The following is a 25,521-nucleotide window of genomic DNA, read 5'->3' on the forward strand; positions in this document are numbered from 1 at the left end:
ATATCTCACCGGGATCGCGGTTCAGGCTCGTCTTCGCGCCCGTATGCTTGCTCTTCACTCAACCCATAGCTACGGCTATGGGTTTCGCTCCAGAGCGGCGCCTACGGGCGCGAATCCTTCGCCTGCTCCCGCGATCCCGGTGAGATATGCGGGCTAGGGCCAACGTCCGATTCTGCAGCAAACCGGGCCGTGCTGTCTCGCGGACCGGATTGCGCCTGCGCGGAAGCCGCTTCTATACTGGCCCTCCAGCCGGCGAACCGCGCCTGTTTCGTACCCGTACCGGGAGAGTCACTCGTTTCCATGTGCACCACCGCCACAGACCGGGTGTGCCCATGAGCCGGTCCGAGTGGGCCCTTTGGCCCGGCAGTCCCTATCCCCTGGGCGCGACCTGGGATGGCGAAGGTGTCAACTTCGCCCTGTTCTCCGAGCATGCCGAGCGTGTCGAGCTGTGCCTGTTCGATCCCAGGGGGCGGCGCGAGATCTCCCGCGTCGAACTGAAGTGGCAGACCGATCAGGTCTTTCACGCGTACCTGCCCGAAGCCCGGCCGGGCCTGCTTTACGGCTACCGCGTCCACGGCCCGTACGAACCGGAGCGGGGGCACCGCTTCAACCCGCACAAGCTGCTTCTCGACCCCTATGCCCGGCACGTGGTGGGGCAGGTCCGCTGGAGCGACGCCCTGTTCGGTTACCGGATCGGTGCGCCCAAGGCGGATCTGCAGATGGACCGGCGCGATTCCGCCGCCGGCATGCCCCGTTGCCAGGTGATCGATACGGCGTTCACCTGGGGCGAGGATCGCCATCCGCGCACCCCGTGGCATGACACGGTCATCTACGAGCTGCACGTGAAGGGATTCACCGCCCTGAACGAGCGCGTTCCCCCGTCACTGCGCGGCACCTATGCCGGGCTCGCCACCACGCCGGTGCTGTCCTACCTGCAGCGCCTCGGCGTGACGGCGGTGGAGCTGATGCCCGTGCACGCCTTCATTGATGATCGCCACCTGGTGCGCCAGGGATTGCGCAACTACTGGGGCTACAACTCCATCGGTTACTTCGCGCCGGACATGCGCTACTCGGCCACCGGTCACGTGGACGAGTTCAAGACCATGGTGAAGGCGCTGCACTCAGCCGGCATTGAGGTCATTCTGGACGTCGTCTACAACCATACGGCCGAGGGCAACCAGCTGGGACCGACCCTGTGTTTCCGGGGCATCGACAACTCGGCCTACTACCGGCTGGTGCAGGACGATCGCCGCCATTACATGGACTACACGGGTTGCGGCAATACCCTGAACATGCGCCATCCGCGCGTGCTGCAGCTGATCATGGACTCACTGCGCTACTGGGTCCAGGAGATGCACGTGGACGGTTTTCGTTTCGATCTGGCGTCCGCACTGGCCCGGGAACTGCACGCGGTGGATCGCCTGGGGGCGTTCTTCGACATCATCCACCAGGACCCGGTACTTTCACAGGTCAAGCTCATCGCCGAGCCCTGGGACCTGGGTGAAGGGGGCTACCAGGTGGGTAACTTTCCGGTGGGCTGGACCGAGTGGAACGGCCGCTACCGCGACGCCGCGCGTGCATACTGGCGTGGCGACGAGGCCATGCTGGGCGAGATGGCCTACCGGCTGACGGGATCTTCCGACCTGTATGAATCCAGTGGGCGGCGACCCTACGCCAGTATCAACTTCGTCACCTGCCACGACGGCTTTACCCTTCATGACCTGGTGAGTTACAACGACAAGCGCAACGAGGCCAATGGCGAGGGCAATCGCGACGGCGAGGACCACAATCTGTCCTGGAACTGCGGAGAGGAAGGACCGACGGACAACGGCCACATTCAGGCCCTGCGTGCCAGGCAGAAGCGCAACCTGATGGCCACCCTGTTTCTCTCCCAGGGTATTCCCATGCTGGCGGCCGGCGACGAGCGCGGCCGCACCCAGAACGGCAACAACAATGCCTACTGCCAGGACAACGAACTGAGCTGGCTGGACTGGTCCCTGGATGAGGAACGCAAGCGCCTGATCTCGTTCGTCCGGCTGCTGGTCCGGTTGAGACGCAAGCACCCCGCGCTGCGCCGCCGACAGTTCTTCCGCGGCCATCATCATCTCAACGGGGGGCGCATCAAGGATCTCATCTGGTTGCGCCCGGATGGCGAGGAGATGAGCGAAGTGGACTGGCATCAGCCCTTCGGACGCGTGCTGGGCATGTTCGTGGCGGGCGATGCCTTCGAGGAGCATGACGAGCGGGGCCGGCGCATCCGGGATTCCGATCTGATCCTGCTGTTCAATGCCCACCACGCCGCCATCGATTTTCGTCTGCCCGCCGAACCGGGGCGCACGCGATGGGGCGTGCTGATCGACACTCATTACGAGGACGGCGAACGGCCGGACCGGCGCAATTTTCACAGTCATGAGTATTATCCCCTTCAGGGTCGAAGCGTCGCGCTGCTGATCAACACCAGTCGGCCGGTTCCAACCGCGCGTGAGAGCGACGGACTCATCTGAGCGGGCAGGGGGAATGGATTGAACCAAAGAAGCACCGATCACTGGTGGTCATCGAGGGACGTGGAGACCGGGAAGGGGATCTGCTGGTCCCTGGGACCGCTCACCCTCAGTCTTTTCCGCAACGAGGACGCCTGGCACATGTGGATGTCCCGCCAGGAGGTGGACGACAGCCGGCCCACGGTGGCTCGGGTGGAGCCTCTTGACGCGATGCCGGCGGACACGGATGCGGAGCGTTTCGTGTACGGCAAGGCGCCCGGCAGGGTGCGCCTGCGTCCCCTGCTGGCGGATCGCCCGGTCGTGGTGCGTGCCCGCCAGCCGGTCTTTGTGCCGCCCGGTGAACGCACCACACTCTATCTCAGCACGCCGGTGTGGCTTTCCATCGACCTGGGCGATCCCGCGCGGGCCCTGAAGGAGGTCCCCGTGCTGCGTCTTTCCGACACCTGGTTCGGACCCTCCACCCGGGAAGGGGAGTTGTGTTACGCGGCACGCACCCACGCCCGCAGCCACCTGGACGAGGTGCCGCGCCGCCCGCATCGGGCCGTGACCCCCGTGCAGGTGCGCAACGAGGCAAACACCCTGCTGCCCATCGAGAAGATCAGCGTCCCGGTGCCGCTGCTGTCCGTTTACGGTGATCCGGAGACCGGATTGTGGACCGAAGAGGTGCATCTGACGCGCAGTGCCGACAGCGATCTGGCGGCGCTGCGCATCGTTCCCGGCAAACCATCCTATGCGCCCCGGGCGGAGCGTCTGAGCCCGCCTCGTGCGGAACCGGGCCGTGGCGGGCTGGTGCGGGCCTTCAGTGACCTGTTTGGTTGAAGGCGATTCAAGATTCAATATTCAAGATTCAAGGGGGAAACCAGTGCCCAAAGGACGCCCCGCTGCCAAAGCGACGATCCCTTGAATCTTGAATATTGAATCTTGAATCGTATTCACCCTGGAGCATTCCATGCTGGATTCCACACTCAACTTCCTTGCCAGCGACCAGGTGATGGGTGCGTTGCGCGCGTTCCTCTTTCTGCTGGTGGGCTTCGTGCTGGCGCGGATTGTGTCGCGTTTGGTACAGAGGATGATGGTGCGCCGCTTCAGTGCGCATCACGCCATGGTGGTGCGCCGCTTCGCATTCTATCTGATTCTGGCCCTCTTCATCGCATCGGCATTGCGGGAACTGGGATTCAGTCTGGCTGTGCTGCTGGGTGCAGCTGGCGTGCTCTCGGTGGCGATCGGTTTCGCTTCGCAGACATCGGCGTCCAACCTCATCAGCGGACTGTTTCTGATCGGTGAACGACCGTTCGGCGCGGGAGATGTCATCAAGGTGGGCGATACGACCGGGGAGGTACTGTCCGTGGATCTGCTCTCGGTCAAGCTGCGCACCTTCGACAACCTGTTCGTGCGCATTCCCAACGAGACCCTGATCAAGAGCGAGGTGACCACGCTCACCCGCTTCCCCATCCGCCGGTTCGATCTGCAGCTGGGTGTGGCCTACAAGGAGGACATCGAGCGCGTGCGCAAGGTGCTCATGGACGTGGCGGATCGCAATACGCTGTGCCTGGATGAGCCCAAGCCCCTGTTCATCTTCAACGGCTTCGGTGATTCCGCGCTGGAGATCCAGTTCTCCGTCTGGGCCAAGCGGGAGAATTTTCTGGATTTGAGAAACAGTCTGCAGATCGACATCAAGCGCGCGTTCGATGCTCAGGGCATCGAGATCCCGTTCCCGCACATGACGCTCTATACAGGCAGCGTGACGGACCCGTTCCCCGTGCAAATGGTGGACCGGAAGAGTCCGGAGCAGCGCACCGGGTCCGCATCCGGGAACCACCAATCGGAATGATCTGTTACATCGCCGCCGGCCTATCGCAATGCTTGCGGCCTCTGGGCCTGTCTCGCTTGCCTGTGGGTCGGGCTTCAGCCCGACGGGCGGTGCCTGTTTAAGCCGCGCCTGTCGCCCTGAAGGGCGACCTACAGATGCGCCTCTCTTACAAGACGACGGCGCGAGACAGGCCCGGAGACCACAATCATTCGCGATCCTTGGTGCAATATGCGGGTTAAAGATGCATCGTAGGATGCCGCGACCCTGCGGCGAACCGTCAGTTCGTCTGCCGGGGGAAAACGCGCGGTGTCAGAGCGCCTCCTGCTGATCACGTTCGCGCTGCTTCTGTGAGAGGTAGGTCTCCTTGTCCAACTCGCGCAACTGCTCGGGATAGCGCTCGGTGAGGTCGAACCAGTGCTCATGGCGAGCCTCAACTCGCTCACCCTCAGGCAGATGCAAGGTGTCCAGGTAGGCCTGCACACCCAGATAGAAGCGCATCACGTTGCGTTCGGTCATACCCTGAACGCCGCGTACCAGTTCGTCGTTATCATCGACGCTGCTGAACCCCACCCGGTCCCGGCCGGCAGTGGCGAGATAGGTCTCCATGGCAAATCGCCCGGCGGCGCCGACCTCCAGCGCGTACCGAAACCGCACCAGCGTCCGGTCGCTGCCGCTGGGGATGGCTTCCAGTTCCATACGAAGGTCACGCACGCCGTGCGGGCCGCGATCGCCGCTCAGCACGACCTCCAGATGGTCCTTCTCGATGCTCGTCAGGTAAAACGCCATTTCCACCAGGGTGGCCTCGTCCGGTTTCTCAAATTGCTTGCGCCCTATGTAGACGCGCAACTCCGAGGCGTCGTCTCCATCCGCATGGACGCAGGCCTTGACGTTCTGATGCAGAAAGATGATCTCGCACCAGTCGGCGGCCGATCCAAGCGCCTCCGACACCTTGTCGAAGCGGTGTCCCACGAGCGCGTGGATCTCGCCGCGCAGCTCGCTGTTCTCGTCACGGGAATCCAGATGAATCGGCTCGTCGAGGGGTGATGCCTCGATACGCTCCAGTATGTCGTCATGGTGCTCCTGCAGGGACTGCGCCCATACGGTTACACACCACAGCGTGGCTGTCAGGATCAGAACCAACGTAATCGGCCTTTTGCTCATGGGCAATCCCACGATGGAGAACGATGCCGGCCCGGTCGGCCCATTTGATCGGTCACAGCATCTTCTGCATGATCACGAGATCCATCCAGCGGGCGAATTTCCACCCGGCCTGCGGGATCATGCCTACGGTCTCGAAGCCCATGTCCCCATGAAACTTCCGGCCGACTGCATTCTCTCCGGTGACACAGGCAATGAGAGAGTGCACGCCACGGACACGTCCCTCGTCTTCCAGTGCCCGCATCAGTTGTTCGCCGAGGCCCTCCCCTGCGGCGTCGGGGTCCAGAAAGATGGTGTGCTCCATGGTCCGTGCATAGCCCTCACCCTCGCGAAAGGGTGCAAAAGTGGCAAATCCCGTCACCCGCCCATCCTCTTCCGAGACGAGCCACGCATAGCCTGTGCTTTGCCGCTCGCCGATCATGGCGGCAATCGCTTCCGTGGAGTACACGTCATGGTCGAAGGTGAAGGATGTATCGCGAATCATGGCGTTCCAGATGGCGGCAATCGCCCCTGCATCCCCACTACGCGCATATCGGATGGTCACCATACTGTTGATCCCTGCTCCCGAAAGACCCGAAGGCGCGGAACGCGGCGGACAGGCTCATGCGTACCGCTACATCAGATTACCCGATCGAAACGCCCCATGATGATCCGGACCAGACGGTGTGTCAGCCACCATGCGGCCGCACACGCTGCGATCACGATACCGAGCCAGGCATAGGGAGAAATCAGGTCCTGTGGCTCACCGGGGCCCCAGACCCAGTTGACGTTGCGATCCGGGCTGGAGAGGAAGAATGTCAGGATCAGGATGCCGGTGCCCGCCACCACCCACACCTTCCATGCGTCCTGATCGTAACCGAGCCGCCATACGATCCAGAACAATACGAAGGGCAGCGCCAGGTGATAGAGGGAAAGCAGACGCACGAACAGCGCGATTTCGGGATCGTACATGTAGTCCACAAAACCCAGCGGCGGCGTTCCACCCAGTAGCAGACTCCCGAGGAAGTCGATGATCCAGCCCATTTCCAGCAGTGCGACGGCCACCAGCATCATGCTCGCCAGGCGCGGGCTCTCGAAAAGCGCGGCCAGCAGTCCCCCCATCAGCGCCAGGTTGGAGAACCATAGAAAATTCAACAGTCCGTGCTCCAGGGTGTAGGCCGGGACGAGCACGGCGACGAAGGCGAGATACACCGCTTTGAACCAAACGGGGATCATCGTTTCCCTGTCGCGGACGTCGATAACGCGAAGCTCATTTCTTGTCATCTCCTAGGAGCCTGTCGGACTTAGGTGCCCGTAGCGAGNNTCCGACAGGCTCCTAGTGCGGCGACTTTCGAGTGAAGATTCTCCACGATCTCCCGCTCATCGCGGCCGTAGCGCTCCGGATCCATGGGCTCACCGATGATCACCCGCACCCGTCCGGGCCGCGGCAGGATTCGTCCGGGCGGCATGGCCTCCCGGGTCCCCTCGATCCACACGGGGATCACCGGCACCGGCTGCGCCCGAAGCACGAGGCCGATTCCCGGCCGGAACCGCTGCAGGGCGCCATCAGGGGAACGCTGACCCTCCGGGAACCAGATCAGGGTGTGGCCGCGCTTGAGGGCGGTCGCCGCCAGTGCCAGGCTGCTGCGCGGCGCCGCGCCCGGGTCGATGGGCAGGACGCGCGCGATGCGGCTGAACCAGCGCGTGAGGCGACCGGAAAACATCAGTCCCGTCCATCCGGCCCAATACAGGGATTCCAACTGGCGTGCGCTGAGGCCCCGTATGAGCACCAGGGGATCGAGGGCGCTCAGGTGACGCGGCGCAATCAGGTAAGGGCCGTTGGTGGGGATGCGGCCACGGATCTCCACCCTGAGCAGGAGTCGGGTCGCCAGCCGCACGAGGCCCAGCAAGAAGCGCCCGGCGATCCTGCGCATGGGCCCGGGCGGGGTCAGTGCGTGTTCATGCTCCGGCTCCAGGAGTTCCTCCGGATGCGTGAGCGCCTCGGCCAGATCCTCGCCGCCTTCACCCGCCTCGGCAGCGCCCGCCGCCTCGCGCAGCAGGTCCCGCACCGTGCTCACCCGGGAGATCGCCGAATCGTCCAGTTCGATCCCTGCGTGCTCGCGCAGGGCCAGGCTCAGATCCACCCAGCCGAGCGAGTCGATGTCGAGATCCCGGCTGAGCCCGCTGTCGGGAGTCAACCGCCGATCGTGAAAGCGCTTCGCCAGATAGTTCCATGTGCCCTCGGCGGCCGGATCCGACAGCAACTGCTGATCCTCGGGGGACATGGATTCACGCGAGATGGGTTCGGGTGCCGCTTCGGAGACGGCGTCGCCTTCGCCCAGCAGCTCGAACAGTTCCTTGAGCTTGTGGCGGCGCAGCTTGCCGAGGCGCGTGCGCGGCAGGGGGTCGAGGGCGAGGCGAACCGTGCCCGGCCGGTGGTGGCTCGGCAGCTCGCGCGCCGCTTCCTCCGCGGCCTTCTCGATGCGTTCGCGAAGGGCATCACCCGAGGCCTCGCTCAGCACCCCGGACTCCGGCACCACCACGGCCGCCAGGCGGTCTTCATGTGCCAGGATCCCCGCCTCGCGGATGTCCGCGGCCGCCGCCAGGGCCTTCTCCACGCGCTCGGGGTCCACGTTTTCGCCGCCCGAAAGCACGATCATGGCCGACTCGCGGCCGCGCAGGTACAGATACCCGTCCTTGTCCACCTCACCCGTGTCGCCGGTATGAAACCAGCCGTCCTCGTCCAGATCCTTGGCGGTCTTCTCGGGAAGGTTCCAGTAGCCGCCGAAGACGTTCGGGCCCCGGGCCAGGACCTCGCCGGCCCCCTCACGGGCGTCGATGCGCAGCTCCACCCCGGGCAGGGCGATCCCGGCGCTCTCCAGCCGGATCCGGTCCGGCGGATTGAAGGTGAGAATGGGCGAGGTTTCGCTCAGTCCGTAGCCGGTGGCGACCTCCCAGCCCAGGCCCTGCAGCCTGCGGCCCAGATCCGGGTCAAGGGCCGCACCCCCGGACACCACCAGACGCAGATCCGGGGACAGGCGCTTGTGGAGGCCTGCGAACAGGCGGCGCCCCGCTCGCCAGCCCACCCGCCGGCGCATCGCCATGGACAGGCGCAGCAGGCCGTGGAACAGGGCTCCCGCCAGCCGCCCGCGGCCGGCAATGCGCTCCTCCAGCGCGTTCCAGACGGCTTCGTAGAGACGCGGCACCCCCAGCATGACCGTGGCTTCCCCCTCGCGCAGGGCGCGCACGATCTGCGGGCCCACCAGGGAGAAGGGGATGATGATCGTTGCCCCCAGGGTCAGGGGAATTAGGATGCCCACCGTGAAGGGGTAGACGTGATGGAACGGCAGCGGCACCAGGATGCGGTCCGCCTGATCCGCCAGGCCCTGTTCACACAGGGCCTCCACGTTGCTGCTCAGATTGCGATGAGTGAGCGGCACCCCCTTGGGCGGACCGGTGGTGCCGGAGGTATAGAAGATAGCCGCCAGGTCCTCTTCCCCGGCGACGGGCTCGGCGGTCGCCGAGGCGAGCAGGGTGTTCCAGGCCTCTGCGTCGTCCGCATCTCCTCCGAACAGGCGAAGTTGCGCGCGCAGATCCAGGTCCAGCCCCTTGATGCGCTCTCGCAACGCAGGCGTGGTGAAGACAAATGCCGGATCGCAATCGGCGAGGGCGTGTGCCAGATCCTCACCGGGCATCTGCACGTCCAGGGGCACCACCACACCGCCGGCGTTCATTACGCCAAGCGCCGAGACGATCCAGTCGGCGCTGTTGGGGGCCATGAGCACCACCCGATCACCGCGTTCAAGGTCCGCCTTGGCGAGGCCGGCGGCCAGCCGTCCGGCGCGCTCCAGAAGCTCGCCGCGGGTCATGGTCTCGATCGAGTCCCGGCCCAGCGCCGCCACGGCGGGCCGATCGGTGGGCGCGGAAGCTGCGGAAATCAGCTCAGCGAGGGTCATTGCCCTCGACCGTCGGGTGTGCGGAAGAATCGCGCAACAGATCCAGCAGGCCGTCGATGGCCGACGGATCGGCGTTGTCGAACATGGCGCCGACACCGGTGTCGGTGACGCGCACCACAAAACAGTTCCAGATGCGGGTCGGTCCGGCGTCCTCTCTGTCCGGCCCGAATATCAGCCGCAGGCGTGCATAACTAGTCAGGTCCGCACTGGGCATCTCCAGGTAAAGGCCGCTGAGGCTGACATCGCGAATCCGCCCGGTCACCTTGCGGCCCGGCATACCGGAAAGGTATTCGATCATGGCTCCCAGGTTCACCGGTTTGCGCGCCCCTTCGCGACGTTCCATTCTTGCCCTCCTGCTCCTGCCAAGGCCCGGCGGTTGTTCGGGCAATGCTGTCGCTGCCGCACAGGTTGCCCGGACGGACTTTCGGTGTGCCCGGTTGATCTCCAGAAGAAGTCTAGCAGACCGTCGGACTCGGCCACATACCGTGCTGCAAAGCATTGACTACCCTTAACCTGCATGTCACACCAAGGCGGGCGGCGGTGAGAAGTTGCCCCGTGACCACATTCAGCGCCCCGGAGGCATGCCGTGGCCAGACTCAACGCCGAGATCGCGGACAAGTTCAACCGTCTGGCGGATCTCCTGGAGATCGAGGGCGCCAACCCCTTCCGCGTCCGTGCCTATCGCAATGCCGCACGCACTGTAGGCAGCATGTCCCGAAGCATGGCCGACCTTATCGCCGAGGGCAGGGACCTCTCCGAACTGCCCGATATCGGTGATGACCTGGCCGAAAAGATCGAGACCATCGTCAGGACCGGGCGGTTGCCCCTGCTGGAAGAGGTGGAGCAACGCACGCCGGCGGCCCTGAGCGATCTCATGAAGATCGGCGGCCTGGGCCCGAAGCGGGTCCAGACGCTCCATCGGGAACTTGGGATCGCGAGTGCGGAGGATCTCAGGCGTGCCGCGGATCAGGGCCGGATCCGAGGCCTAGAGGGCTTTGGCCCGAAGCTCGAGCAGACCATCCTGAGCCGGCTGGCGGGTACCCCGGGCTCCAAGGGCAAACGCCACCGGCTGATCGATGCCGAGGCAGTGGCCGAGCCGCTGGTAGCGTATCTCCGGGAGACCAAGGGCCTGAAGGACATCGTTGTGGCTGGCAGCTATCGGCGGCGCAGGGAGACGGTCGGGGATCTGGATATCCTGGTCACCGCCCGCAAGGGCACGCCCGTCATGGACCGGCTGGCGGCCTACGACCAGGTCTCGGAGGTGATCTCACAGGGCACGACCCGCTCGACGGTGATCCTGCGTTCCGGCATGCAGGTGGACCTGCGTGTCGTGCCCCAGGTGGCCTATGGCGCCGCGCTGCATTACTTCACCGGCTCCAAGGCGCATAACATCGCGGTGCGCAAGCTGGCGGTCGACCGGGGCCTCAAGCTCAACGAATACGGTGTGTTCCGTGGCGACAAGCGGGTCGGCGGGCGTTCCGAGAAGGAGGTCTTTGGCAGCGTCGACCTCCCGTACATCGAGCCTGAACTGCGCGAGAACAATGGAGAGTTCGAGGCCGGGGCAAAAGGCCGGCTGCCGAGGCTCATCACCCTGGACCGCATCCGCGGGGATCTGCACTGCCACACCACCGCCACCGATGGCCGCGACACCCTGGAGGACATAGTGGAGGCGGCCCGCGAGCGCGGCTACGAATATGTCTCCATCAACGACCATTCACGCCGCGTCGCTGTGGCACACGGCCTCGACACCAAGCGTCTGCTCGCCCAGATCCGCGCCATCGACAGGCTGAACGAAAGGCTCGATGACATCGTCGTGCTCAAGTCCGTCGAGGTGGACATCCTGGACGACGGCGCCCTGGACCTGCCCGACGATGTACTCAAGGAACTCGACTTCACGGTGTGCGCCGTACACTACCGGTTCAACCTGTCGCGCCGGAAGCAGACCGAGCGCATCCTGCGCGCCATGGACAACCCGCATTTCAACATCCTCGCCCATCCCAGCGGGCGGCTCATCGGCAGGCGCGAACCCTACGAGGTGGATATGGAGCGCATTATGAAGCGGGCCGCGGAATGCGGCTGCTTCCTGGAACTCAACGCCCAGCCGGACCGACTCGACATGGACGACAGCGCCTGCAAGATGGCGCGTGACATGGGGGTCAAGGTCGCCATCAGCACCGATGCGCACCGCACCGGCGATCTCGATCTCATGCGCTTCGGCATCGGCCAGGCGCGCCGTGGCTGGCTGGAGCCGGACGACGTGATCAACACCCGACCGCTCAAGGAACTGAAAAGGCTGCTCAAACGGCACTGAGACGCCGAGGGGAAGGAGACGAAAGCCGATAACTGCCTTCCAAGGATGAAAACGGGTGGCTTTTTTTGAGCTAGAAGACTCTGAAACAATGGGTTTCAACGGTCCACCCCGAACGATCAGGAGCACTCATGCAGCCAGACCGTTCCGCTCTCGGTGACGCGATCGCCGTCCTCACGCGTCCCAGGGAGTTTTACCGCACCATGCCCAGGGGAACGGGGGTTCTGGAGCCCTTGCTGTTCCTGGTGGTGGTCGGCATGATCACCGGTGCTGTTCACCTGGGTGTCGCGCGCCTTTTCCCGGGTCAGGTGATCGACCCGGGCCTGGAAATTCTGCTGCTCGCGCCGGTGGTGCTGATGGTGCTTAGCTTGGTGATCGGCAGCCTCCTTCACCTGGTCTGGAAACTGCTGGGCTCCGGAGAACCCTTTGAAACTGCCTTCCGGTGCGTCGCATACGCCATGGCGATCGCACCTGTCGCGGTCGTTGTGGGCATGCTGCCTTACATGGGGACGCTGATCGTGGTGCTGTGGTGGGCGTTGTTGCAGGCCCTGGCGAGTATCGAAGTACATGGCATCGCTGAGCCCGTGGCGGTTGCGGTGTTTGGCATCATCGCCGTGCTCCTGATCCTGCTTGGAGTAACGCTTGAGCTCGCAGTACATGAAATGCAGCGAGGGGGGGAACTTCATGTGGCGGCCGGCAGCCGCGCTGCCCTGGAAGCACGATCCAGCCTGTCTGAACTGGTGACGTAGAGGGTCCGCGAAGCGATTGGCATGCTTCTGCGTCAGTGAAGTTTCCGGGCGAAAGCTATCATTGAGATTTTGTCTTTGGAGAACGTGCCATGAGCCTAGATGAGAAAAAAGTCGCGATCCTCGTTGAGGACGATTACCAGGAGCTGGAACTGCACTATCCGCGGCTGCGCTTGCTGGAGGCGGGAGTGCGGGTCCTCGTAGTAGGCGCCGGCAAGCCGGAATACACCAGTGCAAAGGGGTACACGGTCCGGTCAGACGTCAGTGCCGAAGAGGTTGATCCGGGCGATCTGGATGCGTTGATCATCCCCGGCGGTATGGCGCCCGACAAGATGCGTCGCCATCGCGCGATGGTCGACCTGGTGCGGGCCGTGCATGACCGGGGCAAGCCGGTGGCCTGGATCTGCCACGGGGGATGGATGGCGGTATCCGCTGGTATTCTGCGCGGTCGGCGTGCGACCTCATTCCACTCGATCCGGGATGACATGGTCAACGCGGGAGCCGATTGGCGTGACGAGGAAGTCGTGCAGGATGGGAACCTGATCAGTAGCCGCACTCCGGATGATCTGCCTGCATTCTGTCGTGCCTTGCTCGAGTCCCTGGCATGACTATAGAGGTGTCCATCCACGCACCGGCCGGGATGAATAGACCAAGGCGTTGCCGTGATCACTGGTCGCGCCTGCATCGCGAAAAGAGATGGATGGTGTAGACACCCGCCGCTATCGAGGCAAGCCCGGATAGGGCGAACATGTGGCTGGGCGCCGCTCCCAGCGGGCCGGTGAGGATCCAGAAAAGTACCGGTGCCACGAGCATGGCTGAAAAGGCCAGGAAGTTGCTGGCGGCGATGAACCGGGCGCGCCGACTGGCGGGACTCTTGTTCTGGAGGTAGGCGGACATCGGCACGATAAAGAATCCGGCGCCAACGCCCAGCAGGAAGGACAGCGCGAGGGTTGCCGCATAGCTGCCGACCGCGAACAACATGAGAAAGCTGAACACGCCCACGGCAATCATCCCCGCCGGCACATGCCTCATCTCAATCCGCTCTCCAGCCAGGTGGCCCGCAACGATGCTGCCGATGCCGATACCCACTGCCAGTACGGTCAGGATGATGCCGGTGTGCATTTCGCCGACCTGCAGCTGCAGCTCGGCAAACAGCGGTACGTTGAGCTGGTACAGGGTTCCCAGCGCCCAGAACAAGGCGATTCCCAATACGACCAGGAACAACACACGGAAGTGACGAATCTCTCCGATGGCCGCCCTGACATCGGCAAAAGCATTGAGCCGGAATGGGGCTGGATCATCCTGGGCTTCGGTGGGTGTGATAAACAGGCTGGAGACCAGGCCCAGGATGGAAAAGAGCACGATGACCATCGCAGGAATCCACAACGCATCTCCGGCCCACTCCATGATGAATCCGGCCAATGCAGTCCCCAGGATGATCGCGAGGAAGGTCCATAGCTGCATGTGCCCATTGGCTCGCGACAATTCCTCCTCGCGCACGATCTCCGGGAGGATGCCGAATTTCACCGGACTGAAGAACGTGCTTTGCAGCCCCATCAGAAACAGGGTGATGAACAGACCGGTCATGTTATTCAGTATCAGCATCACCGCCGCGATCATGAGGATCCCCGCCTCAGCCAGCCTGGTACTGATGATCACGGCCTTCTTGCTGTAGCGATCTCCGATAAATCCCGCATAGGGAGAGAACAGCACGAATGGAAGCAGGAATATGAAGCCGACAAGGCTGTAGTAGAACGTTTCTGCTCCATCGGCGACGTAAACACGAATCGCGAGAAAGATGAAGACCAGCCGAAAGTAATTGTCATTCAGGGCATTGATGAACACCGTCACCATCAAGGCCGCGAAGCCCTTGGTTCTGATGTCGGATGGACTAGCCCGCATACCTCACCACCCTTCTACTGCGGCCGCCGATCTGCGCGCTGTGACGGGGCGTGCTCGCTTCAGCCGGCTTGACGTAGTGCCGGCTACGCCGGCGCCGTCTTCCGTTCCGCGCGCCCCGCCACAGCGGCATCTCGACACCCTCGCTACGAACGGTGGTGAGATATGCGGGCTAGCCCCGCATATCTCACCGGGCGGACACCGGCTGGCGCGCAACAGGTGGAAACATACGAAGAATGCCTTGGAATGGGTGCCGATCTCAGCATGACAGACTGTCTCCGCCGGTGTCCTGTCGCGGTTCAGGCTCAATTACCGGGTGGGTTCGTGCCGCACTTCTAACGCGTGAAAGTTTGCCATGGTACGCTCGTTGTTTACAGAAGGATGCCGGCGCCCTTGTCATCAAGGCGCATGGCAGCAATCGCGCTCGCTTGACCAATGCAGAACCGCTCCTGCAAAGGAGAGGAGGTATCCAAATGCCCCGCATCGTCCTCATGCGCCATGGCCAGAGCACCTGGAATCAGCGCAAGCTCTTTACCGGATGGGTGGACGTGGACCTGACCGATGAGGGCAGGGGTCAGGCCACCGATGCCGCCGGGGTATTGGCGGCCGAGGGGATCAGGCCCGATCTGTGCTTCACCTCGGTGCAGATCCGGGCCATACGCACGCTCTGGATCGTCCTCGACGGCCTGAACATGGATTGGTTGCCCGTGGTTCGCGACTGGCGCCTCAACGAGCGCCACTACGGAGCACTCCAGGGCTTCAGCAAGGCGGAGATCGCCGATCTGGTCGGCGAGGAACAGGTCCGCATCTGGCGGCGTTCGTGGGACGTGCGCCCGCCGCTGCTCGATCCGGAGGACCCCCGCTTTCCCGGCAACGATCCGCGCTACGCGGAACTGTCGGCCGATCAGTGGCCGCGCGGCGAGAGCCTCAAGGACACGGTGGACCGCCTGGCGCCGGCCTGGACGGGGCCCGTGCGCCACGCCCTGGAGCAGGGCCGCACACCCCTGATCGTGGCCCACGGCAACTCCCTGCGTGGCGTGGTGAAGATCCTCGACCGCATCCCCGATGAGGTCATTCCGCGGGTCGAGATCCCCGTGGGCAGGCCGCTGCTTTATGAACTCGATGATGCACTGCAGCCGCTGGAGAGCCGATATCTCGGCCCGGTGCCCAAGGGGACGATACTGCCACGCGACGTGCCGCGTTCGTAAGGCAGGTGCGCTTCGCTTATCCGCCCGACGCGCGGTCATTCGTCATGGCCGGGGCTCCTTGTCCGTTGCGTGGTGGGAGGGCGCCTGGTGGCGGTTCTCGTCGCGATCCCGCTCTTCGGGCTTGAGCAGGCGGAATGCACAGGTCTCGCCCGGTGAGAGATCGCGGTAGTGACCACGGTAGGCGATGGTGACGGGTGTGGTGGTGCAGGGCGCGCTGCGGATGCGCAGCATGTCGTGGTCGGCCTCCACGTCCAGCGTCTGCCCCCGGTAGTGCAGGCGCACCCGTGCCCGGTGCAGATCGTCGGGCAGCGACGGGTCGAAATGCAGCACGTTGGCCCACATGTCGATGCCCAGGTAGCAGCGCTGCACCAGGTCGACGGTGCCGGCCATGGCGCCCAGGTGGATGCCCTCGGGGGTGGTGCCGCCCTGGATGTCTGCCAGATCGCTGTCCAGGGCGCGCTGGAACAGGCGCCACGAGCGGGCGCGGTCGGCCCGCGCCAGGACCCACGAGTGCGCGAGCTGGCTCAGGGTGGAGCCGTGGGAGGTGCGCGCGGAGTAGTACTCGATGTTGCGCGGGATCGTGTCGTACTCAAAGGGATAGCCGAGCTGCTCGAACAGCAGCGCCAGCTCCTCTGCGGAGAACAGGTAGAACAGCATCAGCACGTCCGCCTGCTTGGAGACCTTGTAGCGGTTCGGCGTGTCGCCCTCGGCCTCCAGGATGCGGTCCAGGCGGTGGATGTCGCCGTACTTCTCCCGGTAGCCGTCCCAGTCGAACTCCTCCAGGTCGTCGTAACCGTCGAACTGGGAGATGATGCCGTCCGCGTTGATGGGCACGCGCAGCTTGCGGCTGACCTCCAGCCAACGCCCGATCTCCTCATCGCCCAGCCCCAGGCGCTCGCAAAGCTGCTCGCGGCGCCTGCCCGGCAACAGGTCGATCACGTCCAGTGCCCGGGTCAGCACCCAGGCGGCCATGACGTTGGTATAGGCGTTGTTGTCGATGCCGCCGGCCGCTTCGGGATCGGTATCCGGATAGGCGGTGTGATACTCGTCAGGGCCCATGACCCCCTTGATCTCGTAGCGGTCCAGCGAAGTGTTGTACGTGGCGATGCTGGCCCAGAGGCGGGCGATCTCCAGGAGCATCTCGGCGCCGTAGAAGTGCATGTACTCATGGTCGCCGGTGGCCTGGTGGTACTGCCAGATGTTGTAGGCGACGGCCGAGTTGATGTGGCGCTGACGGTGGGAGGTGTCAGGGAGCCAGCGGCCGGAGTCCGGGTTGAGATGCAGCCGCTGGGTCTCCTCGCGCCCGTTGCTGCCGCTCTGCCAGGGATACATGGCACCCCGGTAGCCGGCCTCCTTCGCCGCCCGGCGCGCCTCGGTCAGACGGCGGTGGCGGTAGCGCAGCAGCGCGCGGGTGAGGGTGGGGATGCGCAGGCTCAGGAAGGGGAAGATGAACAGTTCGTCCCAGAAGATGTGCCCACGGTAGGCCTCCCCGTGCCAACCGCGCGCCGGCACGCCCGTGTCCAGGTCGATGGAGTGTGGCGAGACCGTCTGCAGCAGGTGGAAGATGTGCACGCGCAGCTTGAGTTCCGTTTCGGACGCCTCATTGCCTTCCAGGCCGATGTCGCACTCGTTCCACAGATGCGCCCAGGCCAGTTCGTGGGCAGCACGCAACTCGTCGAAACGCCCGGCGTTTCCCAGCGCTCTCAATGACTCGATGCCCGGTTCCGAGATGGCCCAGTCCCGCGATGAGTACATGGCCACGATCTTCTCAGCCCGCAACGGCGTGTTCGCCTGCACGGTGCAGTCGATCTCCTGGGCGATGCACCGGTCCTCCCTGATCGTGCGCCGTTGCGCGTCGACGGGTGATCCATCCACATACAGGCGCATGCGCGCTGCCTGGGCGACGCCCAGTTGTGACTGGTTGGTGCGGGCACGCAGGAAGATTGTCTCCTCGCCCCGATGTTCCAGCTCCAGGACATCCAGGTGTCGGTTGGCCAGATCCCGGTAGCGGGCCACGCCGCTGTTGGTGACGCCACCGTCCAGGGCCGAGCGCAGGGTGATCCGCCCCGACCAGTCCTCAGGGGTGAGTTCAACGCAAAGGCCCGCCAGGTGCGGGTCGGCCATACTGACCATGCGGCGTTCGTTCCATCGGGTGGTACGCCCGCGGGCGTCGCGAAAGCGCAGGTCCCGGCACAGCAGCCCGCGCTTGAGGTCCAGCGTCTGTCGCAGGGACAGGGTCTCCACCTCATCCATGGAGAGCCACGGGCCGTCATCGATGCGAAACGTCAGGGGCAGCCAGTTGGGCTGGTTGACCAGATCCTCGTTTTCCACCTTGCGCCCGGCAATCTCGCTCACCAGACGGTTGTAGCCGCCGGCCAGGTAGGTGCCGGGGTAGTGCACGTCGTCGGCGCGAGCATCCGGCGCGGCGCCGCGGGTGGCGAAATAGCCGTTGCCGAGTGTGCACAGGGCCTCGCGCAGGCCCTCCTGGTCCGGGCGATAGCCCTCGTAGATCAGTGACCATTCCGGGAGGGGTTCGTCCATCGGTTTCGCGCTCATTGCCCGCCTTCCTCGTTTGCCTCGGATCCTCCCGCGATGCCGGTCAGCCAGCGGAGGAAACGTTCCACTTCACCGGTATCCGCCAGCGTATAGTCCGCCGCGGTGCGGCGGATCTCCTCGCCGCGAACGGCCACGCACAACCCCGATCCTGCCAGTACGTGGAAGGCGTCCTCGTCGGTGATGTCGTCGCCGATATAGATCGGAACGCATTCCTGCGCGCCCCCGGCATCGGCATTGAAGCGTTCCAGAAGCCAGAGCACGGCCCGCCCCTTGTCCCAGTCGATATCCGGGCGCAGTTCGAAGACCTTCTTGCCGGTTCCCCGGTACAGGCCCGGGTGCGCCTCCAGGACCTCCTGCACCACCGACTCGACCCGCGAGACCTCCTCCTCCGCGACGCGGCGATAATGCACCGCGATGGAGAAGCGCTTGCGTTCCAGGGTATGGCCCTCGATGCCGGCCAGGCGCTCCTCAAGGGTCTGCTCCGCCTTGTCCAGTTCGGGCAGAAACTCCTCCCCCATGGTCAGGCCCTGTTGCTTGCCTCCGGGACCGACGATCTCGAAACCATGGCTGCCCGCATACCAGACGCCGTCCAGGCCCACCAGCTCACGCAGCCGGGCCAGATCCCTGCCGCTCACGATGACCACCGGGCAGGCCCGGGCGAGTGCCTTCAGGGTGGCGCGCATGGACGCATCGAGCAGGGCCCTGTCGGGGTCCTCGACGATGGGCGTGAGCGTGCCGTCGTAATCGAGAAACGCCGCCGGTGTGCGGCCGCCGAGGCTTCGCTTGATACGGTCCCGGCCATCCCATGCCATGGGCAGGTTGGTCAGGGTCTTGACCGTGAGGCCGGTCTCCGGATCGAAGTGAAGCTCGCTCAGGTCGTTGACCACGATCTCCGCGCCGGCCTCCTTCAGGGCTGCCTCTCCGTCGTCGCGGGCCACGCCCACCGCAAGGCCGAAGTCGCCGCCGACCGCCGCTTCGATCCCGGCGATGGCGTCCTCGAAGACCACGCAATCGCCGGATTTGGCCCCCAGGCGGCGCGCGGCCTCCAGCAGCATGTCCGGTGCCGGCTTTCCGGGTATGTCAAGCTGCGCCCTGTCCTCGCCGTCCACCCTGGCGTCGAAGCGCTCGAGCACGCCGGCACTGCGCAACACCGCCTCTGCATTACGGCTTGAAGAAAACACCGCTGACGGGATGCCGGCGGCACGGAAATCTTCGAGGAGGCGGAGGGTTCCCGGGTACGCCCGGACCGGGTTTGCCTCCAGCCATTCATGGAAATAGCGGTCCTTGCGATTGCCGAGGCCACATACGGTTTCCTCGTCCGGTCCGTCATCCATGTCGCCCGTCGGCAACTCGATCCCTCGTGACTCGAGAAAACTTCTGATGCCGTCGCCCCGGGGTTTGCCATCCACGTACTCACGGTAGTCGCCACGGGGATCGAACGGCTTGAATTGCTCATGGAGGCGATCCGCGCGCCTCCTGAGATGCTCATCGAACAGTCGCTTCCAGGCTGCGGCGTGCGCCCTCGCGGTATCGGTCACCACGCCGTCCATGTCGAACAGCGCGGCGCGCAGGCGGAGTCCCGATTGAGCATTCTGTGTCATTGGTGGGCTAGTCGCCCCTCTCCTTCTGCTTCTCTGCCTCTTTGGCCATGAGCGTTTCCTCGCTTCGCTTGAATTGCCAACGAGCGGGCTGACTGATCGTGCCCGCTCCGGGTTTTCCGGGCGTTCTACTCTGATTAAGGTCGGCGTCTGGTGTGCATCGGCCGCAGGCGGTGTGATGACACGCCGTTGCAATACTTCTCGTCTTCATCCGGCCATTTCGGCGGCGCCCTTTGAGCATAGACCACCATTGGATCATGGGGCGTCCACCGCTGTGTTGAAGATGGAGAAGGGTATGGGTGTCAGCTGATCTGCCCGGGGGGGTGCGCAACATGCCTATACTCCTCATTGCAGGTTGCGCTTATATGACCGCGGTCTGTGGCGCAAATGCACAGACGTCCAGACGGCGGAGGGGACATGGGAAACAGCACAACAACGCACGGGCTTTCGGCCCGCCCGCAATGCCACACCCTGATCGCAAGGGAGGCTGTCCACGTCTCCGCGTTGGCCGGTTGGTGGAGGATGGCGTTCGCCCTCGCGATGGTCGGGTTGCTCGCGCTGCCTGCGGGCACCCTGGATGCCCGGGAAGACAGGCGTGCCCGGCTGCAACTCGAATACGAGCGCAATACCGTGGAGGTGGTCCGGCGGGTGGGTCCGAGTGTGGTGGCGGTGCATGTAAGCCTGCCCGGCGAGCGCATGGAGATGACACCCGAGGAATCGCGGATGGTCGGCGGCAGCGGTTTCGTGGTGGACACGGAGGGGCGCATCATCACCAATTTCCACGTGGTGATGCATGCCCTGGAGAATCCTTCCGATCCTGCGCTGGAGTTGGCATCCGGGGCATCCCTGACGGTCTCGTTTCTCGGCAGTCCCGAGCAGGAGCACGCGGTGCGGGTGCTGGGGGCGAATCCGGACTTCGATCTGGCCCTGCTGGAACTGTTGGACCCAGAAGCTGCTCCGGCGCCCGGGCCGATCCCCCTGTCCGACTCGGACCGGGTGCAGGTGGGGCAGAAGGCCATCGCCATCGGCAATCCCTTCGGGCTGCATTCCACGGTGACGGTCGGGATCATCTCGGCGGTGGAGCGTGAACGGCCCGGCCTGATCGGCATCGAGATCCCCTACATTCAGACCGATGCGGCCATCAACCCCGGCAACTCCGGCGGCCCGCTGCTGGATTCGGCGGGCGAGGTCATGGGCATCAACAACGCAATCATGGCCCCGGGTGGCACCTTTGCGGGCATCGGCCTGGCCGTGCCGGCCAACCTGCTGCGCGAGGCGATGGCGGAGCTGCGTGCCGGCGGCCTGAGCGGTTTCGCCGCAGCTGCCGCCCAATTGCCCCACCGACCCCGCCTGGGCGTCGAGGTGGGCCTGCGCGTGGTGGACTATCCGCCGGCCCTGCGTCGGGAACTGGGGTTCCCGCCCCGGGGCGTGGTGGTCACCCGGGTCTCCGAGAGCGGACCGGCGGACCTGGCCGGCATCCGCGGCCCCGAGGAGGCCATGATGGTGAATGGTCGCCTGTTTCCCGTGGGCGTGGACATCATCACCCGCATCGAGGGCAGGGAGGTGAATCGTGCCGTGGACGTGCAGCGGGTGATACTGGAACGTGAAGAGGGTGACGTGGTCACCGTCACCGTCTGGCGTGATGGCGAAGAACGCGAGCTGGAGGTGACCCTGAGCGTAGTGGCACCCCAGCCCTGAGCGGTTCCCAGTCAGCCCCGGCGTATCGTTGGCTGCTCAGAAGTATTTCTCTCGCAAAGAGCGCAAAGCACGCCAAGGGAAGCGAAACCATGGGGTCAGATTTGATGATATCTATTCAATGATTCAACAACTCTGACCCCATGGTGTATCTATTCAATGATTCAACAACTCTGACCCCATGGTGTACAAGAACGACCGTAGGTTGGGGTTCGCTCCGCTCACCCCAACCTACTTGACTGTTGTTCAATAGAAAACGGTTTTCTTGGCGTCCTTCGCGCTCTTTGCGAGAGAAATCTTTTTCGCCTGTCTCTTTTTCTCTGTGACCTCTGTGCCCTCTGTGGCAAAACGCACGCTTGCACCGTCCCCAACGTCACCTCGGCCGGTAGTTGAACTTCTGTCCGCCGACGCTGGCTTCGTACATGAGACCGCCCTTGGCCACCGTGAACACGGCCATGCCACGGTAGTAGTTCGCGCGCGCACGGGCATCGCGCTGGCTGGTGCCGGCGCCCGCCGAGGTGCCCGTGGTGCCGGCGCCGGCCTGGGCGCCGGCGGTAATGGCCACGGCGGACGCCTGTGCGCCGAACTCGAAATTGCCGCTGGTGAATTCACGCAGGGCGCGTTCGTCCTCGAAGAAGATCATCTGGCTGTAGGCCTGGCCGCCCAGCTGAAAGCCGATGGTGACCTGGGTCATGGTGGTGTCGCCGATGTACTCCCCCTGGGCATACACGCGACCGCTGCCACGGGCGCCGCCGATGCCCATGCCTCCCCGACCAATGGTGGGGAACACCGCGTACCCGTATGCATGATCGAAGAACTCGCTGCTTTCAACTGCGTTGCGAAATACCTCCAGCGTTTCCTCGTAGCGGTCCGCCCAGGCCTGTGATGCGGGCAGTAGCATCAGGAGCAGGATCAGAAGCGGGAAACGGATGGTCTTCATAGCAACGCCCTCGCAGGTGGTGTGACTGCGAACCATTGTAGCCCAAGCGTCGAACGTAATATGCCGATCAGGCGTCCTTGGCGTCCTCATCGCCATGGGCCTGTTCCGGCATCGCTTCGTCGGCCCAGGTGCCGCGTCGGCACAGCACGCCCATGGTGCAATAACGACACGCCGCCTCGTCCCCCCAGGCCGGCATGGGATGGCCGGAGCGCAACCGATTCACCATGTCCAGCAGCCGCTCGCCCACCGCGTCACGGAGTTGCTCCAGGGTCTCGCCTTCCAGACTGGCGCCCGAAGCCACCTTGTCGCGGTCAAGATGCAGATATTCGACCCGAGCGGTTTCCGGCAGCAGCATGGCGTAGGTGGGCAGCTGCACGGCCTCGCCCTCATCCACCTCCACCTGGCGGGGCGGCGTGCCGGTCTTGTAGTCGATCACGGCGGCGCCTGCCGGGCCGCGATCCACGCGATCCAGCCGGCCTTTCAGGACCAGGGCATCCCGGAAGGGCTGCTGCAACTGCGCTTCCGTGGCATCCACCCGCCACTCGGCCGCCCGGGCGATGGCCCAGTCGAGATAGGCCGGAATCAGGGCGCGCCAGCGGGCCAGCCAGCCCCGGTGCATGAAGTTGTCCTCCAGGTCGCGACGAAACACCGCCGCGCTGATCTCCTCCAGCAAGGCCTCGGCCACGGGACGCGTGCCCTCATCCAGTGGACCCCGCCACGGACCGGGCAGCCACGCAACGCCGCCGTGAAAGGCCTGCAGGCACAGGTGCACCCGCTCACCGTACTCCGCCTTACTGAGGGCTTCGGCCAGTTCCTCCGGGGGCGCAAGGCCCAGTCCCCGGGCGGCATAGAAACGGTACGGGCAGTCGATCAGATCCTGGTGGGCACTGGCGGAGAGCTTCGCGGGCAGGCGGGCAGGAGGGAATGGCGGTGCCGGTCGGCGGGGCGGGGGTGGCAGCGGCCGGTCATCCGGACTCGTCACCCGGGCTTCGTCGCGGTTCAGCCAGTCGGCGAGGGTGTCGTCGTGCAGGGATCGGGCCCAGGCCAGTTCGTGGAAGGCGTTGATCAGCTCCACCCATGCTCCGGGGCGCTGGGGCCCTTGGTCACCTTCCCGCTGCCAGGTGATCAGTACACGGGGTGCCGCCTCCAGCAGGCGCCGGAACCGCCCCCATTGGCGCTGCACGCGATCATGCCAGGCCTCCAGCCCCAGGGCATGGCGCACACCGTCGTTGAACACGGGCCGCACCGGTTCGTGTCCGGGCAGGTGCGCCCGGTCCGCGGAGGCGATGATCAGTGCGTCGAACCGGGCCAGCCCGGTCTCCGCGAGGCTCAGCAACTGCACGGGCGCGGGCCGCGGATGCGCACGGAAGTGACGGGTTTCGAGCACGCGGCCGAGCCAGGTCCGAAACGCCCGCCAGTCCATGGTCAACGGGCGCCCGCCAAGGTCGGTCTCCATGGCGTCCAGTTCCTCCAGCAGGCGCTGGCCAGCGGGGTCGGCCTCAAATGCCGCGTGCATGCCCAGACGCTTCAGGCTCTCGCGCAGTGCCGGGAATATGCGTGCCGCATCTCCCTCGGGTGCGTTGACCAGCTCCTTCAGCGGTGCGGCCGCGTGTTCCAGGGCGTCCAGCAGGGCACTCACCGCGCGGGCACCCGAGTCTCCCGCCGGACCCAGCCGGGCGCTGCGCTGTTGCAGGTGAGTGCGCATGCGTTCCAGCCCTCGGGGGATGTTCTCGCGCAGCATCACGTCCTGCTCGAGTCGGTACACGGCGAACAGGTGTTCCTCCGCAGGGCGCTCCGGAAACACGAACGGGGACTTGAGCACATCCATGAGGGGCTGATACGCGAAGTCCTCCTCGATGGCCTCCAGCCAGCGCTCCAGTGCCGAGGCCGCGCGCGTGGTGGACAGCGCCCAGCCTCCTGGATCGTCTAGGTCCACGCCGGCCCGCTCCAGCAGGGCGCGCAGACGCCGGGCGAGACGCCGGTCATCGGTGATCACGCCGATGTGCCGGCAGCCTTCAATCAACCATGAGCGGATGCGTGTATCCACGGCCGCAGCCTGGGCTTCGGCGTCCTCGGCGGCCAGCAGTGCGAGGCGGTCGACGGCGGGACTTGACGGGTGGGAACTGGCGAATGCCAGGGCGCGCTCGCGAAGCGGTGGTCCGTCGGTGCGAAACACTTCGTCCAGGAAGGCTCCGAAGGGTGGATCCGGGAGTGCGGTGTCGGGGGATGTGTCCGGCAGTCCTGGCGGGGTCGGTGTCGGCACCAGCCACCGGGCGTGACCCCGCAGCGCAAGGCCGTTCAGCAGCGCCGCCTCCGCGGGCAGGACCTCGTCGTAACCGACCACGTAGATGGCATCGGATGCGAGACCATCCGGATCCAGCGCCGCCAGTGCGCGCAGGTAGCGGGCATCCGGGTCCTCGCGCCCCTCGGCGTGCTGCTGGCGCAGCCATGCGTGCCACAGTGTATGCACCATGCGCGCCTCGCGGCCCAGCGGCTCCAGCCCGCATATCTCGCCACCGTTCGTGGCGAGGGCGTCGAGGCGCCGCTGTGACGGGGCGCGCGGAGCGGAGGGCGGCGCAGGCGTAGCCGACACTACGTCAAGCCGGCCGGAGCGAGCACGCCCCGTCACAGCGAGCGGATCGGCGGCCGCAGTAGAAGGGTGGTGAGATATGCGGGCTTGACAGGCTTCTGTTCCGGCCCCCAGTCCGTAGGCATCACGCAGTTGTGCAACGAAGTCCTCGTACTCCGGCGGCGGTGAGGCGTTTCCCAGTGTGAGCTCGCGGAAGAGCTCCAGCAGCGTGTCAACCATTTGCCACGGGTCGCGGTCGCCGAACAGCTGCGGGTGTTCGCGAAGGGCCTCGAAGAGCATCAGCTCCCGGCCGTGTTCTCCGAGAACGGGCGTTTCCTCGGAGGCGCGTTCAAGCACCCACTGGCGCAGCGAGGTGATGCGCAGCCCCAGCAGGGCATCGAAGCCCCCCTCCCGGGCGTGGCTGAGGAGCAGCCGGCGCAGGCGGGCGTCGGCATGTGCGCGGGGGCGCAGGACGGTGACGTGGGTGAGGTCGGGCAGTCGCCTCGACTGGTCCTCGACGATGCGCCGGACCAGCCAGGCGAGTGGATCGGCGCCAGGGGCGGCACCCTGTACCCGGGCGTCCTGTCCCGGGCCCATG

General features: G+C 65.0%; 16 protein-coding genes and 1 pseudogene. 8 read left to right on the forward strand and 9 right to left on the reverse strand.

The genetic code is table 11. The features are described from left to right. The first annotated feature begins 332 nt into the window (after nucleotides 1-332). The 3 genes from glgX to B1C78_RS01885 all read left to right on the forward strand — a co-directional run bounded on the left by glgX (nucleotide 333) and on the right by B1C78_RS01885 (nucleotide 4,332). The gene (gene glgX, locus B1C78_RS01875; protein ID WP_077277449.1) at nucleotides 333-2,504 is read left to right on the forward strand and encodes a glycogen debranching protein GlgX; all 2,172 of its coding nucleotides are present in this window, start codon (nucleotides 333-335) and stop codon (nucleotides 2,502-2,504) included. 18 nt (nucleotides 2,505-2,522) lie between these two features. Beyond that, nucleotides 2,523-3,320, forward strand: coding sequence for a DUF432 domain-containing protein (locus B1C78_RS01880; protein WP_077277450.1), 798 nt, complete (start codon nucleotides 2,523-2,525; stop codon nucleotides 3,318-3,320). Nucleotides 3,321-3,450: 130 nt separating this feature from the next. Continuing rightward, entirely contained in the window at nucleotides 3,451-4,332 is an 882-nt protein-coding gene (locus B1C78_RS01885) for a mechanosensitive ion channel family protein (protein ID WP_077277451.1), read from the forward strand. A 288-nt stretch (nucleotides 4,333-4,620) separates the two neighbouring features. On the opposite strand, the gene B1C78_RS01890 is transcribed toward B1C78_RS01885, so the two are convergent. From B1C78_RS01890 to B1C78_RS01910, 5 genes are all read right to left on the reverse strand, one after another. Beyond that, nucleotides 4,621-5,472, reverse strand: coding sequence for a hypothetical protein (locus tag B1C78_RS01890; RefSeq protein ID WP_245795268.1), 852 nt, complete (start codon nucleotides 5,470-5,472; stop codon nucleotides 4,621-4,623). 52 nt (nucleotides 5,473-5,524) lie between these two features. Continuing rightward, a complete protein-coding gene (locus B1C78_RS01895) occupies nucleotides 5,525-6,016 on the reverse strand; it encodes a GNAT family N-acetyltransferase (protein ID WP_077277452.1) in 492 nt (163 codons plus the stop codon). A 71-nt stretch (nucleotides 6,017-6,087) separates the two neighbouring features. Continuing rightward, nucleotides 6,088-6,684, reverse strand: coding sequence for a hypothetical protein (locus B1C78_RS01900; RefSeq protein WP_077277453.1), 597 nt, complete (start codon nucleotides 6,682-6,684; stop codon nucleotides 6,088-6,090). Nucleotides 6,685-6,752: 68 nt separating this feature from the next. Then, nucleotides 6,753-9,404, reverse strand: coding sequence for an AMP-binding protein (locus B1C78_RS01905; RefSeq protein ID WP_077277454.1), 2,652 nt, complete (start codon nucleotides 9,402-9,404; stop codon nucleotides 6,753-6,755). Continuing rightward, nucleotides 9,391-9,747: a PilZ domain-containing protein gene (locus B1C78_RS01910; RefSeq protein ID WP_077277455.1), complete on the reverse strand. Its 357-nt coding sequence runs from the start codon at nucleotides 9,745-9,747 to the stop codon at nucleotides 9,391-9,393. The genes B1C78_RS01905 and B1C78_RS01910 overlap by 14 nt, the downstream gene beginning before the upstream one ends. 243 nt (nucleotides 9,748-9,990) lie before the next feature. Here B1C78_RS01910 and polX point away from each other — a divergent pair, with 243 nt between their 5' ends. The 3 genes from polX (at nucleotide 9,991) to B1C78_RS01925 (ending at nucleotide 13,066) form a co-directional block, all read left to right on the forward strand. Further along, the gene (gene polX, locus B1C78_RS01915) at nucleotides 9,991-11,715 is read left to right on the forward strand and encodes a DNA polymerase/3'-5' exonuclease PolX (RefSeq protein WP_077277456.1); all 1,725 of its coding nucleotides are present in this window, start codon (nucleotides 9,991-9,993) and stop codon (nucleotides 11,713-11,715) included. A gap of 128 nt (nucleotides 11,716-11,843) precedes the next feature. Then, nucleotides 11,844-12,461, forward strand: coding sequence for a YIP1 family protein (locus B1C78_RS01920; RefSeq protein WP_077277457.1), 618 nt, complete (start codon nucleotides 11,844-11,846; stop codon nucleotides 12,459-12,461). 89 nt (nucleotides 12,462-12,550) lie between these two features. Further along, entirely contained in the window at nucleotides 12,551-13,066 is a 516-nt protein-coding gene (locus tag B1C78_RS01925) for a type 1 glutamine amidotransferase domain-containing protein (RefSeq protein WP_077277458.1), read from the forward strand. Nucleotides 13,067-13,124: 58 nt separating this feature from the next. Here B1C78_RS01925 and B1C78_RS01930 read toward each other — a convergent pair whose 3' ends face one another. Next, nucleotides 13,125-14,312: an MFS transporter gene (locus B1C78_RS01930; RefSeq protein WP_077277459.1), complete on the reverse strand. Its 1,188-nt coding sequence runs from the start codon at nucleotides 14,310-14,312 to the stop codon at nucleotides 13,125-13,127. A gap of 518 nt (nucleotides 14,313-14,830) precedes the next feature. Here B1C78_RS01930 and gpmA point away from each other — a divergent pair. Continuing rightward, a complete protein-coding gene (gpmA, locus tag B1C78_RS01940) occupies nucleotides 14,831-15,565 on the forward strand; it encodes a 2,3-diphosphoglycerate-dependent phosphoglycerate mutase (protein ID WP_077277460.1) in 735 nt (244 codons plus the stop codon). A 42-nt stretch (nucleotides 15,566-15,607) separates the two neighbouring features. Here the strand turns inward: gpmA and otsB are convergent. Further along, nucleotides 15,608-19,722 (reverse strand): annotated as a pseudogene (gene otsB, locus B1C78_RS17775) (trehalose-phosphatase). Nucleotides 19,723-20,241: 519 nt separating this feature from the next. On the opposite strand from otsB, the gene B1C78_RS01950 reads away from it, so the two are divergent. Continuing rightward, entirely contained in the window at nucleotides 20,242-21,417 is a 1,176-nt protein-coding gene (locus tag B1C78_RS01950; RefSeq protein WP_245795269.1) for a S1C family serine protease, read from the forward strand. 370 nt (nucleotides 21,418-21,787) lie between these two features. Here the strand turns inward: B1C78_RS01950 and B1C78_RS01955 are convergent, their stop codons facing one another. Next, nucleotides 21,788-22,354, reverse strand: coding sequence for a lipid-binding SYLF domain-containing protein (locus B1C78_RS01955; RefSeq protein ID WP_077277505.1), 567 nt, complete (start codon nucleotides 22,352-22,354; stop codon nucleotides 21,788-21,790). A gap of 67 nt (nucleotides 22,355-22,421) precedes the next feature. After that, on the reverse strand, nucleotides 22,422-25,520 hold the full coding sequence (locus tag B1C78_RS01960) for a PD-(D/E)XK nuclease family protein (protein ID WP_245795270.1): 3,099 nt from the start codon (nucleotides 25,518-25,520) through the stop codon (nucleotides 22,422-22,424). Nucleotide 25,521: the final 1 nt, after the last annotated feature.

The organism is Thioalkalivibrio denitrificans (genome assembly GCF_002000365.1).
GTDB classification, from domain to species: Bacteria; Pseudomonadota; Gammaproteobacteria; order Ectothiorhodospirales; family Ectothiorhodospiraceae; genus Thioalkalivibrio_A; species Thioalkalivibrio_A denitrificans.